This window comes from Micromonospora sp. NBC_00860, assembly GCF_045207375.1.
Classification (GTDB): Bacteria; Actinomycetota; Actinomycetes; order Mycobacteriales; family Micromonosporaceae; genus Micromonospora; species Micromonospora vinacea.
This window is the reverse complement of sequence record NZ_CP108825.1, coordinates 1,373,824-1,386,629: the sequence shown is the minus strand read 5'-3', so window position 1 is coordinate 1,386,629 and position 12,806 is coordinate 1,373,824. Positions and strand designations below refer to the sequence as shown.

The 12,806-nt window shown below is 69.4% G+C and carries 10 protein-coding genes; 5 read left to right on the top strand and 5 right to left on the bottom strand.

The genetic code is table 11. The features are described 5' to 3' along the window. Positions 1 to 31: 31 nt before the first annotated feature. Positions 32 to 1,042, bottom strand: a complete 1,011-nt coding sequence (locus tag OH804_RS06225) for a mechanosensitive ion channel family protein (RefSeq protein ID WP_406063434.1) — start codon at positions 1,040 to 1,042, stop codon at positions 32 to 34. Positions 1,043 to 1,235: 193 nt separating this feature from the next. Between OH804_RS06225 and OH804_RS06220 the strand changes: the two genes are divergently transcribed. Together OH804_RS06220 and OH804_RS06215 are read left to right on the top strand one after the other, a co-directional pair. Beyond that, a complete protein-coding gene (locus tag OH804_RS06220) occupies positions 1,236 to 1,595 on the top strand; it encodes a hypothetical protein (RefSeq protein WP_406063432.1) in 360 nt (119 codons plus the stop codon). After that, on the top strand, positions 1,564 to 1,878 hold the full coding sequence (locus OH804_RS06215) for a hypothetical protein (RefSeq protein ID WP_406063430.1): 315 nt from the start codon (positions 1,564 to 1,566) through the stop codon (positions 1,876 to 1,878). Before OH804_RS06220 ends, OH804_RS06215 begins: the two co-directional genes overlap by 32 nt. 79 nt (positions 1,879 to 1,957) lie before the next feature. Here the strand turns inward: OH804_RS06215 and OH804_RS06210 are convergent, their stop codons facing one another. After that, complete coding sequence (locus OH804_RS06210; protein ID WP_406063428.1) at positions 1,958 to 2,353, bottom strand: VOC family protein; 396 nt, start codon at positions 2,351 to 2,353, stop codon at positions 1,958 to 1,960. A 296-nt stretch (positions 2,354 to 2,649) separates the two neighbouring features. Between OH804_RS06210 and OH804_RS06205 the strand changes: the two genes are divergently transcribed. After that, positions 2,650 to 4,131 (top strand): protein kinase domain-containing protein, encoded by a 1,482-nt coding sequence (locus OH804_RS06205; protein WP_406063426.1) that lies wholly within the window; start codon positions 2,650 to 2,652, stop codon positions 4,129 to 4,131. Between the two features lie 15 nt (positions 4,132 to 4,146). Here OH804_RS06205 and OH804_RS06200 read toward each other — a convergent pair whose 3' ends face one another. After that, complete coding sequence (locus tag OH804_RS06200; RefSeq protein WP_406063424.1) at positions 4,147 to 5,148, bottom strand: effector-associated domain 2-containing protein; 1,002 nt, start codon at positions 5,146 to 5,148, stop codon at positions 4,147 to 4,149. A gap of 118 nt (positions 5,149 to 5,266) precedes the next feature. On the opposite strand from OH804_RS06200, the gene OH804_RS06195 reads away from it, so the two are divergent. Both OH804_RS06195 and OH804_RS06190 read left to right on the top strand, forming a co-directional pair. Continuing rightward, complete coding sequence (locus OH804_RS06195) at positions 5,267 to 5,527, top strand: hypothetical protein (RefSeq protein WP_196924029.1); 261 nt, start codon at positions 5,267 to 5,269, stop codon at positions 5,525 to 5,527. Between the two features lie 41 nt (positions 5,528 to 5,568). Next, entirely contained in the window at positions 5,569 to 7,365 is a 1,797-nt protein-coding gene (locus tag OH804_RS06190; RefSeq protein ID WP_406063422.1) for an HEXXH motif domain-containing protein, read from the top strand. Between the two features lie 12 nt (positions 7,366 to 7,377). Here the strand turns inward: OH804_RS06190 and fxsT are convergent, their stop codons facing one another. Both fxsT and OH804_RS06180 read right to left on the bottom strand, forming a co-directional pair. Next, entirely contained in the window at positions 7,378 to 11,199 is a 3,822-nt protein-coding gene (gene fxsT, locus OH804_RS06185; RefSeq protein WP_406063420.1) for an FxSxx-COOH system tetratricopeptide repeat protein, read from the bottom strand. After that, complete coding sequence (locus tag OH804_RS06180; protein ID WP_269215349.1) at positions 11,196 to 12,698, bottom strand: effector-associated domain 2-containing protein; 1,503 nt, start codon at positions 12,696 to 12,698, stop codon at positions 11,196 to 11,198. Before OH804_RS06180 ends, fxsT begins: the two co-directional genes overlap by 4 nt. Between the last annotated feature and the right edge of the window lie 108 nt (positions 12,699 to 12,806).

Sequence of the window (12,806 nt, the reverse complement as noted above, 5' to 3'; positions counted from 1 at the left end):
TCGAGCAGATGTGAGAACCAGGCCCGCCCGTTCAGGGCTGATACTGACCGCGGGTGCGGGGCAGCCACTGGGGATGGCATTCGCGCAGGTAGCCGACCAGTCCCTCGCGTAGGTCGCAGCGCAGGTCCCAGGCGCTGGCGCCGTCGGCGGCCGAGGCTTGCACCTGGATGACCACTGTCTGCGGGGTGGAATCGACCATCTGGAGCACCCACTGGTGGCGATCCCACAGCGGTGAGGACTCGACCAGCCGGCGCGCCTCCCGGCGCAGGTCGTCCAGGTTGGCGGTGTGGTCGACATGAATCTGGATCTTGCCGACGACCCGGGACTCGTTCCGGGTCCAGTTCTGAAACGGCCGCTCGGTGAAGTACGTGGTCGGCAGGACGAGCATCCGCTCGTCCCAGAGCCGGATCACCACGTTGGTCAGCTTCACCTCCTCAACCCGGCCCCATTCGCCGTCGACCACCAGCACGTCCCCGACGTGCAGACCGTCGGCGAAAGCGATCTGGACACCGGCGAACGCGTTGCCGAGCGCGGTACGCGCGGACAGACCGATCAACGCGCCGACCACCCCCGCCGACGTCAATACGGAGACGCCGAAGAGGCGTACCGGCCGAAAGGTGATCAGGATCAGGCCGATCGCGACGATCGTGACCACGGCGACGGTGAGCCGCCGCACGGGGCGAATCTGCGTCCGGGCCCGCCGGACCCGCCGGCTGGCGATCGTGTCATCCCGGAGTCGACTGAACGCGACCGCCTCGGCGACGTGCAACGCCTTGATCACTAACCATGCCCCGGATAACACCAGAGCCACAACGACGACGTGCCACAGATGATCTTGCCACCCGGCCGGACCCAACGGCAGCGCGTAGTACAGCGTCCCAACCAGCAGGACCGTTGCCGCCGGGCGCCGGCAACCCTGCCGCAGCGGCTCCAGCAACCACTGGTAACGGCCATGGGCCACGCGACGGACCAGCACGCCAAAGATCAGGTCCACGACCACCGCCGCGGCCAGCACGGCTACTACGATCAACGCGGTACGCATCAGAGGCCGTTCACCGTAATCCCGACGCCAGCTTCCCCCGGCTCACTGCCCAGTCCACGTGCCCAGGGTGTCACCCCGTCCAGTGCCAGGGGCCAACATCGGCGAACAGCCGCCGACCACGGCTGGGTGAGCAAGGTGCGATTCCACCGCCGGCCATCACCGCCGTGCCCGCAGCATCCGGTTGAATACCGTGGTGATCACGATGGAAGCGGTCATGGAGATCCCCGCGGTCACCGCTGGGTCGTCACCGCCGTGGCCCGTGGCAGCGATGGCACCCGGTTCGTGGTTGGTGCTCGACGCCAGCTGTGCCGATGACCAGGTCGGGCTGTTCGTGGCCGCGCTCGCCGCTCGGATTGAGGTTCAGCCTCCTGGCAGCCGCGACGAGGTAGTGAACGCGCTGCTGGCTGACGAGCTTCTCATCGCTCCCGGCGGGTTGCAGGTCCGCGACAGCACGACCGCGACGGTGGTGGACGCCAGGCTGCTGTGCCGGGCTGGAGGACTGGCGCGACTGGGCGCAGGTGGTGAGCGGCGACTCCCCGTGGCTGGGACATGACCCGGGTCCGGAGGTCGAACTCGTCAGCGACGGTCTGCGGGTGTGGCAGGACGGCGGCCCGAACCGGCATCGCGGCCGATGGGCCGGCGTCCACGTCGACCTGCCACACCGTGCGCTACCCGGGCTACTGAACGGCGTGCAACGGGACCTGGTCGGCTTCCTCGAGGCCCTCACCCGATGGGCCACGCGAGTAGGACTGCAGCAGCGCGGGGCTGCTCTGGTTGAAGCGATCGACAAGAACTTCGCGATCACGGCGCCGTTGGACGTAGAGCCCTTCCACTAGCGCTGGCACCGGCAAAACCACTCCACCAGCGGCGATCCGGATGGTTGACCCTGGCGCCTCAGCCGGCACGTGCGCGACGTCAGCTGGCTCCCAGCAGGTCCCACCGGTTGCCGGCAATGTCGAGGAAGACCGCGACCCGGCCATAGGGCTCGGTCCGCGGCTCCCGGACGACGGTGACGTCGGCCTCGACCATCCGCCGGTATGCGGCGTCGAAGTCGTCGACGCGGAGGAAGAACCCGACTCGGCCGGCCACCTGGTTACCGCTTGTGGCGCGTTGGTGTTCTCCGTCGGCGCGAGCGAGCAGGATCCCGGTCTGGGCGCCCGGTGGGCGAACGACGACCCACCGCTTGGGTCGACCGTCATTGGTCAGCGATGGGGAGTCCTCGACGAGGTCGAAGCCGAGTACCTCGGTGAAGAACGCGATCGCGGGGTCGTACTCGTCGACGATCAGGGCAACCAAATCGATCTGCACCAAGGCAGCGTACGTGGGACAGGCCGCTCGCCAGCGCGCGTCTTCACCAGCCAACGCCATCACCGTCGGTGGCGTCGAATGCCGCCAGGATGAGGTGCCCTCTACTGGCGGGCTGGTCAGGCTGGCGGATCATCTCGGAACAGATGTTCCTTCAAGCCTCGGCCGCCCCAGCGGGTCGCAAAACCTCGGTGGCGTCCGAGGCCGGTAAGCGCCCAGAGCCTTCAAGCTGAAGGCTTCTGAACAGCATCGACTTGAGTCGCCATGCCGCTGCGAGTCCACTCTGGCAAGCTGTCCCAGTGATGGTCGGTGATCTATTGGACGGCAGGTACCAGGTCGAGAGCCGTCTCGGTACTGGTGGCATGTCGGCCGTCTGGCGGGCGTGGGACCGGGTCCTCGAACGCGCGGTGGCCGTCAAGGTCCTGGCCGGCGCACAGGCTACCGCCCGAGGCGCACGACAACGCATCCAGGCAGAGGCCAGGGCCGCGGCCGGCCTCTGGCACCCACACGTGACGAGTGTGTACGACTATGGCGAGCACACCGATGCCGCCGGCCGCCAGGTCTCGTACGTGGTGATGGAACTGCTGCCCGGCCAGACCCTGTCTCAGCGACTTGCCGCCGGCCCGTTGCTGCCGGCCGCCGCGTTGCGGACGTGCGCGCAGGTCGCCGAGGCGCTTGCCGCCGCGCATGAACGCCATCTGGTGCACCGGGACATCAAGCCGTCCAACGTGATGCTGACACCGGCTGGTGTGAAGGTGGTCGATTTCGGCATCGCCACAACTGTCGGCCGGCCGGAGCTGGAGGCGGACGGCAAACTGTTGGGCACCGCGGCCTACCTCGCGCCCGAACGGCTCGCCGGTGGCACCGTCCTGCCTGCCTCCGACGTCTACGCGCTCGGGCTGTTGCTGTACCGCACGCTGACCAATGAGCTGCCGTGGTCGGTGGAGACCCCCACGCAGATGTTGACCGCTCACGTGTACGTCGATCCGGCGCCGCTGCCTGACATCGAGGGAGTGTCACCCGAGGTTCACCGCCTCCTCGACCGTTGCCTCGCCAGGGATCCCGCCGATCGGCCGGCCGCCGCGGAGGTGGCGACGGCCCTGCACGATTTGACCGATGACGCCGAGCGGCCTGTGGAACAGGCGACGCAGCGGGTACCCGAGTCGGCACCGACTACCGCCGGTTCCTCTGCCGGTCGGCGGCGCCGCATCCCGAACGCCGTGTTGATCCCCGTTCTCGCGGCGACGGCACTGACCATTTCGCTCGTGCTCCCCCAGTTCGTACCTGCCGATGGCAGATCGGGCGGGGTCGCCACACGTGACGGTGCCAACCCGCCCGACGCCGCCTTCGATGCGTCAGCCACTGAGTCACCTGCACCGCTGCAGACGTCCGCGGGGCCTGCACCAGTCTCACGACCAAGCCGTACGCTGACCGCTCCGGCTGGGCCGACCGCGAGAGCCGGTTCCTCGGCCGGCCCTGCCCCTGCGACGTCACCGAGTGCCGAGCAACTGGCGGGGCCCTCCAGTGCCGCGCCGGCGCCAACCTCCCCGAGTCCAGGTACGCCCCTTCGGGCGCTCGGTGGCGTGGTGACTGTGCTCTGCACGGGCGATCAGGTTCGCGTTCTCAACGTCGATCCTGCCCCCGGCTACAGCCTCAGGGATTACCGCGCCGGGCCGGTCAAGGAGATCCAGGTGGTGCTGCTGTCCGCAGGCAACAAGAGCGAGATCAGGGCGCGGTGCGACGACGGCACACTATTGCCGAAGATAAAGGAGAGCCCGCGGTGAGCGGTTGACGCGCGCTCACACCGACGGGTCGTGCAGACCCGCGCCGTTCAGCGCGTCGATCACGTCGGTGACCGCCGGATGGTCGGGGACGAGTGTCTCCAGGGCGGAGGCGAGGGAGTCCCCTGGCGCCAGGTGCCGGTAGTGCTCGAAACTCCGCACCAGAGAGAACAGTTCCACCCGGGCCGCGGTGTCGCGCCGTAACTGGTGCACGATCACCGGCGGCAGCAGATCGTAGACCTGTTCGCGGAAGGCCGGCTCGGTCATCCGCGGGACGGCAAGCAGCCGATCCACCAGCGCGCGGTACCCGGCGGCCGTCAAGGGGGCCGGCGGCGGCGTCGGGGTCAGTCGTTCGCCGGACGGTCGCGGCGCCGGAATGTCGGTCATCGAGTGGGCTTCCGTCAGGTGGCGTTTCAGGGCCACGTAGGACCGGTGCCCGTGCGAGTCCGGCTTGATGATCGAGAAGTGGTCGCCGGGCAGCACACCCACTTCGGGGAAGACACTCCTCGCCGAGGCGGGCGTCACGACTCCGTCGCGTTCGCCGGCGTACGCGACGACCGGGATCGGGCAGGTGGCGGCCGTGACCGCGGTGGCGTGGATGATCTGGTTGACGACGATCCGGTGCGCGTCGGAGATGGCCTGGTCGAGCGGTCGCAGTTCGCGTTCCTGGGGGTGTCGCCACAGGCCGCTCCGGCGAAGCAGCAGGGCCAGGTCGGACCCGGAGTTGGGACAGGCGAACATGACGATTCGGCGGATGCGGGCCAGTTCGGGTCCGCATCCGACGGCGAGGGTCCGGGCCAGCATCCGCTGCACCACAAGGCCGCCTTGGCTGTGCGTGACCAGAACAATTCCGGAGTGGTCGTCGCGGAGATGTGACAAATAGGTGCGAAGACTGTCGGCGATGTCATTGATGTCCGGAATACGGCGCAGTGGGTTCAGCGAGACCGGTGGGCTCGGGTACTCGAAGGTATGGGGGTCGAGGAACCCGAGGGCGGCGTCGGTCTCGATCAGCCGCAGCATCGGCGACCACGTGGCCGCCGATGACAGAAACCCATGTACGAAAACGACTCCGAGGGGCTCGGGCATAGCGACAAGCTACCGTGAGTGGGCAAATTCTGGCGGCGTCCGGAGTGGACCCATGACGTCACCTGCCGCTTCCGGAATCGTCTCTGCGTGCGACATGATGGCTGCAGGGACCGCACGACGTGAGGAGAAGCCGGTAGTGAGCCGATCGATCGACGACATCGAGTCGGATCTGATAGACCTCACGGAGGTGACACTTGCCGATTTGCCGACGTATGACGAGCGGATCCTCGCTCCGACCATACGGCGACTACTGCGTCGCATTGACGATCCCGAAAGCATCACCAGTGGCTACAACCCTCAACGCGTCGACTGACATGTGTGGCCTGGAGCTCCTGGATGGGCGGTGACGACGCCGTGAGCAGGCCGCTCCGCCAACACCGACTCGACGAGCAGCACGTCAGCGCGCTCGCCTCCGGCGGCGGTGATGTGAACACGATCGCTGAGCTCCTCACCGTCGAGCGGAGCTGGCGTCTCCTGCAGTTGCGCGCCCTGCTCGACATCGTCGGCCCCGACCACGACACCGGCCCGCTCCCGTCCGTCCGGGACGCCTGGGACCTGCTCATCGAAGCCGAACGACACGACCCGGCCAAGGTCGACGACCTGCTGCTGCACCCCCAGGCGGGTGCCTGGGCGGCTTACACGTTGCGGCGTCTCCGCGGCACCGCCCGCTCCACGGTGCCGCTCTGGGTCGACCTCGGCTATCTGCATTCCCTCGCCGCCGCGGCAGCCCTGTCTGCCGGCATCGATTTCCGGATGACCGTGCCGGTCCGCGACGGCTTCGCGGTGCTGCCGACCCTCGGTGCCGTCGCGGTGCCGGGAGCAACCCGGTGGGACAGCACCGAGGTGCGCGGGTCCGCCGGCCACTGTGTCGTCGGCACGCCGGCAGGCGAGGTGCGGATCGGCGGCGACGGCTGGCAGGCCATGCCCAGTGTGCACATCCAGGCTGACGGGCACACCCTCGCGGTGCGGCTGGACTGCCTCGACCCGTACCGGAATCTGCGGGCTCCGACGCCGCCCCGGGCGCTGAGCGAGCCGGAGCTCAATCATTGGCGCGGTCTGCTCACGCAGGCCTGGCAGTTGCTCGTCGAGACCAGCCCAGCGCTTGCATTGCCCATGACCCGGGGCCTCTTCTCGGTGGTGCCGCAGCCGCCGGCAGAGCGATTTCGCACGATGAGCGCCTCGGCCGGCGACGCCTTCGGTTGCATGACCATGTCGGAGCCGCGGGATGCCACCGAGCTCGCGGTGACGATGGTGCACGAGTTCCAGCACATCAAGTTGGGCGCGCTCCTGCACCTGGCTCCCCTGCACACCGGCGAGCCCGCCGGGCGGCTGTACGCGCCGTGGCGAGACGACCCCCGGCCGCTGGGTGGCCTGCTGCAGGGGGTGTACGCGTTCGCGGGCATCACCGAGTTCTGGCGGTCGGCAAGCCACTGGGCCACTGACGACGCCGGCGCGTTGGCGCACTTCGAGTTCGCCCGGTGGCGTCGGCAGGTGCGCACCGTACTCGCTCTGATAGCGCAGTTGCCGCAGCTCACCGAGGTCGGTCGTCGAGTCGTGGCAGGCCTCACCGTGACCGCGGACCGCTGGCAGACCGACAGCGTCCCCGACCAACCACTCGCCGCCGCCCACGACGCCGTCGCCGACCATCGGGCCCGGTGGCGGCTTCATCATCTGCGGCCGCCCGCAGAGGTGGTCACCGCGTTCACGGAGTGCTGGATGGCCGGCGCCGACCGACCGGACCTGCCTGCCGTCGCGCCGGCCGTGGAAGCCGACCCGAACGCCCAGGGGCTCGACGCGCGAGCGGTCCTGGAGCTCTGGCGCCTGACCGACGCCGCCGGATTCGAGCGCCTTCGGGCGGACCCGGCGGCGATCGGCGCGCTGGTGACGGGCGCGCGCCCCGCCGACCTGGCCCTCGTGGCCGGTGATCGGGAAACCGCCCGGCGCGGATATCTGCACGAATTGTCGACGGATTCCGACCGGCCCGGCGCCTGGGCCGGGCTCGGGCTGATCCTGGCGGAAACCCGGCCGGGCCCCGCCGCGGATGCGCTGTGCGACCGGCCTGAGCTGGTACGTGCCGTGCACCGGGCCATCCGCGGTTGCGGCGGTGACGCCGGTCCGGTGGAGCTCGCCGCCTGGATCGGGCCGCGGTGACGGGCTGGCCTTCTACAGCGGCAGTGGATCCATGTCGCAGTTGGCCCGCAGGTTCAGGTCCACTGCGGCAGCAGTGGCCGGGTGATTGTCGCCGAGGATTCGCCGGAACTGTGCCACCGTTGCCGCGTGCAGCTCTGCGGACTCCTGCTCGCGACCCAGTTTGAGCAGGTCCATGGCGAGATTGCCGTAGCCGGCCAGAGTGGTCGGATGCTCCGCGCCCAGGACCCGCCGCAGCCGTTCGGTCGCGTCCACATCCCGCTCGTACGCCTGCGCGTAGTGCCCCTCGGCGTAGTGGTCGCTCGCGAGGTTGAGCGCCGCGGCCAGGGTGAGCGGGTGGTCGTCACCGAGTTGCTCCCGCAACTGGGCGAAACCCTCCTCGTCCATCTGCCGCGCCCGCGCCACCCGGCCGCGCAGCCGCTCGGTGACCGCCCAGTTGAGCCGGGCGGCGATGGTGTGCGGGTGCCGGTCGTTGCCCAGCAGCCGCTGGTAGCTGGTGTACACCTGCTCGCCCAGCTCGGCGGCGCCGTCGAGGTCGCCGGTCTCCCGCAGGTCGGTCGACAGGTTCAGGGAGGCGGCGACGGTGTCCGGGTGGTTCTCACCGTAGCGGCGGACGAAGCTGTCGCGGACCTCACCGGAGATTTGGCGGGCCCCCTGGTGGTCACCGGCTGTACGCAGCGCCACCGCCAGTAACCGCAACGCCCGCAGGGTCTGCGGATGGCCGGGGCTGAGCTGATGGCGCAGCTGGTCGGCGACCGACTGCGCTTCGGCGCGGGCACCCACGTAGTCGCCGAGCTCACGCCGGTTGGTGATGAGGCTACGGGTGCTCTCGAGGGTGATCGGATGGTCCGCGCCGTAGAGTTGGATTCGCAGCCGCTGGTTCTGCTGGTCGATCTCGTAGGCCCGTTTCAGGTCACCGCACAGCCGCAGGCTCACGGCGAGGTTGTGGCCCGCCGTGATGGTCTCCACGTCGTCGGGGCCCAGTGCCCGCACGTGCCGCTGATAGATCTCCTCGGCGAGTTCCAGGGCACCCTGGAAATCCCCGGCCACCCGGCGGTCGGCGGCAACGGCGCCCAGCGCGCGCAGGAGGTCCTCGTCGTCCTCCCCCACGGTCTCCTGGTAGGTGTCGAGCACCTCCTGGTTGAGACGGGCCGCCTCCTCGAACCGGCCGAGGACGAACAGCAGCCAGCCCATCCAGTGGCCCATCCGCAGGGTGGACGCGTCAGCGGCGCCCAGCTGGTCGCGCCGGGCCTCGTAGGCCACCTCGGCCAGGTCGAATGCGGTCTGGTGGTCGCCCCACCAGTAGAGATAGCGGGAGATGTTGTCGACCAGCTGCTGCACCCAGGGATCGATGGACCGGAACGCCTGGGCCGCGATGACGTGCGGGTACAGGTCCGCGTAGGCACGCCAGTTGGCCGGTGAATTCGGGTCGTTCGGGTCGCTGTCGGCGAGCATCAGGTGCGCGCTGTGCCGCATCGTCGCCTGCTCGGCGTCGTCGAGCCGGTCAATCAGCACCGCCTGGACCAGGCGGTGCATCTCGATCGAGTTGGTCCGATGGTAGATCTTGGCCAAGGCGTACCGGTTGATCTCGCGGATGGCCCGGTTGAGCCGCATCGGGTCGCGACGCACCTCGTCGAGTACCGGATGGACGTTGCCGGCTCGGCCACGGTTGAACAGGGTCCGGGGAATGGGCTGGGGGGCGAGGAACGAGCACACCTGCAGGAGTCGCAGCGCACCGGGACTGGAGTCGGCCAGACGATCGAGGGACACGTTCCAGGCGGCGGCGACCGGGAGCTGGTAGTCCAGCGGCACCGACACTTCGAGCAGTTCGATGCGCTTCTCCTCGAACAGCCGCAGGTATTCGTCGGTGGGCATGCCGGTCTCGGCGAGCCAGGCCGCCGCCTGATCCAGGGCCAGCGGAAGGTCGCCGAGCGCCTCGGCCAGCCGATCAGCGTCTTCCTCGCTGAGGTCCGGGCCGCGGCGACGGAGCAGATCGACGCTCTCCTGCCGGGCGAACACGTCCACCGCGAGCTGGCGGCCGACGTTCGACCACTGCGGGTTGCGGGAGGTGACCATGATGCGGCCGGATCCACCGTTGGGGAAGTAACGCCGCACCGCCTCCGGGCTCTCCGCATTGTCGAAGATCAAGAGCCAGTTCGCGTACGGCTGCCCCAGCCGCAGCGCCTCCCGCACGGCCGGCACGGCGGCGTTGGCTTCCAGCCCCACCGGCAGTTGCAGGCGCTGGGCCAGCTCGGCCAGCGCGTTGCCGATCTGGGCCGGACGTTCCGACGGGATCCACCAGATCACGTCGTACTCGTCCAGGTGGCGATAGACGTACTCGATCGCGAGCTGCGACTTGCCGACGCCGCCCATGCCGTGCAGCGCGTGCGGCAGCACCGCCGTCACACCCTGCAGCATCTGCTCGTGCAGGTGCACCAGCAGCGACTCGCGGCCGGTGAAGTTCGGGTTGCGAGGTGGGACGTTGCCCCAGATGGCAGGCGCGCCGGCCGGGGTTCTCTGCGGTACGACCACATCCGCCACGCTGCTCGACACGACTGGCACTCCTTCTGACGTCCGATCATCGGTGCCCACCGCCGCCACCATTGTCACAGGGGGCGTGCTCGGCGGAGCAGTGCTCGACGGCGTTTCGGCGTCGCTACCGAGCGCCTCGTGCAGATGGCGCGCGCGGGCGAGATAGCGGCCGGACAGGGCATGGAGCACGGCCTGTTCGATCCGTACGAACGGGGCGGTCTCCGGGGTCACCGGGGGCACCGGCGTGGCGTCGGGGTCATCGAGCATCCGGCTGAGCCCACGAACCGCCGGCACCGTGGGCCCCAGTTGCTCATCGACCACCCGCAACACCCGGACCGCGTCCGCGCGGCGCCCGGCCGCGAGCAGCTCCTCGCGGACTCCCCTGTGGAACTCGTACGTGACCTCGGCGCTTTCGGCCATCGACGCCGCGACGGCCACCGGATGCAGCAGCTCGCTGTTGAGGATCTCGGACAGATGTGACGTCTGCGACTCCGGGATCAGGGCCCGCTGCACCCATTTCATCACGGCCAGGTTGAGCGGGGCGGCGGCGAGCTGCGTGGCGAGCGTGACCGCGGTCGGCGTCGCCCACGCGGTGAACTCGCGCACCCGCGTCCGCGCGGACGGTGCCCCCGCCGGGGTGGGCAGCGCGACGGTGTCCGGGAGCCCGGTGGCTGCCAGCACCGCGGGCAGTTGGGCCTCGCCGCCGGTGAGCAGCCGGACCCAGGCGCCGAGCCAGCGGGGGTCGAGTTCGAGCACGGGCACCGGGATGGGGTCGCCGCCCTCGGGCCCGGGATCGTCGAGGACGTCCGGGACCGGGTTGTGCACCTCCCACGTGAGATCGGCGTTGGCGGCACCGCCGAGCGCGGTCCGCCGCATCCGCAGGCGACGAGGCCGGATACCGGTCCGGTACCAGTGCAGTTGCGGCAGCAGGTGCACGATGGCGACCGGCGCGCGCAGGCCCCAGACCCGAAGCAACGCCGACATCGTCCCGGCGTGCCAGGCCGGTCCGGCGCCGTCGGACAGCACCAGCACGATCCGCCCGTCGACCGCGACCTGCCCGGCCAGGACGGCCTGCCCCGTCTCGGAGGAGTCGAACGGGACCACCTCGACGTCGGCGAAACCCTGGTGATCGCGCAACACCGCCACCACGCGGTCGACGGTGTCGCGCCACACCGCCATCGAGCGGACGGCATCGACCAGCACCGTCACGCCCCACCCGGCCGCCGGGGCGGGCAAGGAACCGGACAGCGGGCCCAGCGCCTGAGAGATCGCCTCCCAGGTGCCCTCCGCGTCACCTCCGGTCACCAACTCTCCCCTGTTCCTCGACCAGCGGGAGCGCCCAGCGCGTCGGGCCTGCGCTCCGGATCGTCCCAGAGGATCGTCAGGTGGTGGCCGATGTGGCCGTCCCGCAACGCGGGCTCGAGCTGTAGCGCCTGATGCCGCAATTCTTTAACACGCATCGGCAGCTGTCCCAGACCTCCATCATCTACCAGACTGGAGACCGCTTCCCGGAACTCGGCACTGCTACAGTCACCCCGATGCCAGATGATCACCGGCAGCCCGGCCCGCAGGGCCGCTTCGATCTCTTGCTGACCGGTCTCGCCGCGCTGCGTCGGTGGCTCGCTGAGAACGAGTGAGACCACACGATCGTCCGCCTTGAGCTCCGTCTCGAGCCGGGTGAAGTAGTCCGTGCCGCTGGGTTGGCTCCACAGGACGACGCTGTGGGCGGGAGCCGCGAGCAGCTGCCGCCAGCGCTGGTGCCAGGCACGGTGCCACCGCCGGGTGCGCAGCCGTTCCAGACTGCGAACCACCACGGGATAGTCCATGGCCAGAGCGATCGGTCGCGAGCTGTCAATCTCCTTGCGCCAGCGATCCACCCCGACGTTGAGCAGTTCCCACGGCAGGACGAACTCGACCACGACCGTGCCGGTCCGGTCCGACCATTCGATCTCCATCTGCTCGATCACCCGCTCCACCTCACGCTCCAGGTCGTGAAGATGGACCAGGCGGGGCTCACCCTGCCGGGAATGCCAGGAGTCTGCGCCATACCACTGGCGGAAGTGCGACAACGCGTAGGTGTCGTCGCTGCCGTCGGGATCCAGGTGCGGCTCGACCTGGACGACCAGATACGCAGTGGTGCCCATCGGCTGCTCACCGCCGCGGTGCAGGTATGCCCGCCGATCCTCCAGCTGTGACGTCAGCCCCTGTCCGGTGGCCACCCGACTGTTCCGCAGCCGGATCCACCGGGCGTCCTGCGCGTCGACCTGGTCCTCGAGCAACGCCAGGAAGGCCATGCTCGGCGGCAGGCCGTCGGGGCCGGCGTTCTGCCCGGCCAGGTGGACGAACGCCTGCCAGGCGTCGACGCACCACGACGGCGGCCCGGGCGACCGGTGCTCGGTGGCGCGCTGATACAGAACGGTCAGGTTGACGGGCGCGAGGTTGCTCAAGAGCGGACGCAGCCGGCTCCAGTCCTCCTCGGTCAGGACCTCGACCGCCTCCCACTCGTCCCGGAGACGCTGCAACCAGACGACTTCCTCAGTGCCCGGCTCCAGGTGCTCGACCGTCTCCACCAGAATCTGCAGCCCGTCGGCGCGCCTGCTGCACGCACGCACCAGCTCGGCCATCTGCAGCCGCAACTCGGGGTGCTCACGCAGCGAGAAGGGGCCGAGACGATCCTGGAGTTGTTCGACGAGGAGTTGGCGGCTGGCCTGACCCCGCATCAGCCGGGTGCGTTCAAGCACACCGACGAGCACCGTCTGAATCCGGTGCCGCACCTGTTCACCGCTGGTCTGCGCAGTCTTCATGTACTCACAGGTTTAAGGGCATGGCGGTTCGCGACCGGGCGGGCCCCGGTCGTCACAGGCTACCTTCTGACGGTCCCCGACGGGACCTATGACCACGATCAGAAACGA

Coding starts and splice junctions, on each gene's coding strand:
- OH804_RS06225 (WP_406063434.1), bottom strand. CDS start 1,042: ATGCGTACCGCGTTGATCGTAGTAGCCGTGCTGGCCGCGGCGGTGGTC.
- OH804_RS06205 (WP_406063426.1), top strand. CDS start 2,650: ATGGTCGGTGATCTATTGGACGGCAGGTACCAGGTCGAGAGCCGTCTC.
- OH804_RS06200 (WP_406063424.1), bottom strand. CDS start 5,148: ATGCTGCGGCTGATCGAGACCGACGCCGCCCTCGGGTTCCTCGACCCC.
- OH804_RS06195 (WP_196924029.1), top strand. CDS start 5,267: ATGACGTCACCTGCCGCTTCCGGAATCGTCTCTGCGTGCGACATGATG.
- OH804_RS06180 (WP_269215349.1), bottom strand. CDS start 12,698: ATGAAGACTGCGCAGACCAGCGGTGAACAGGTGCGGCACCGGATTCAG.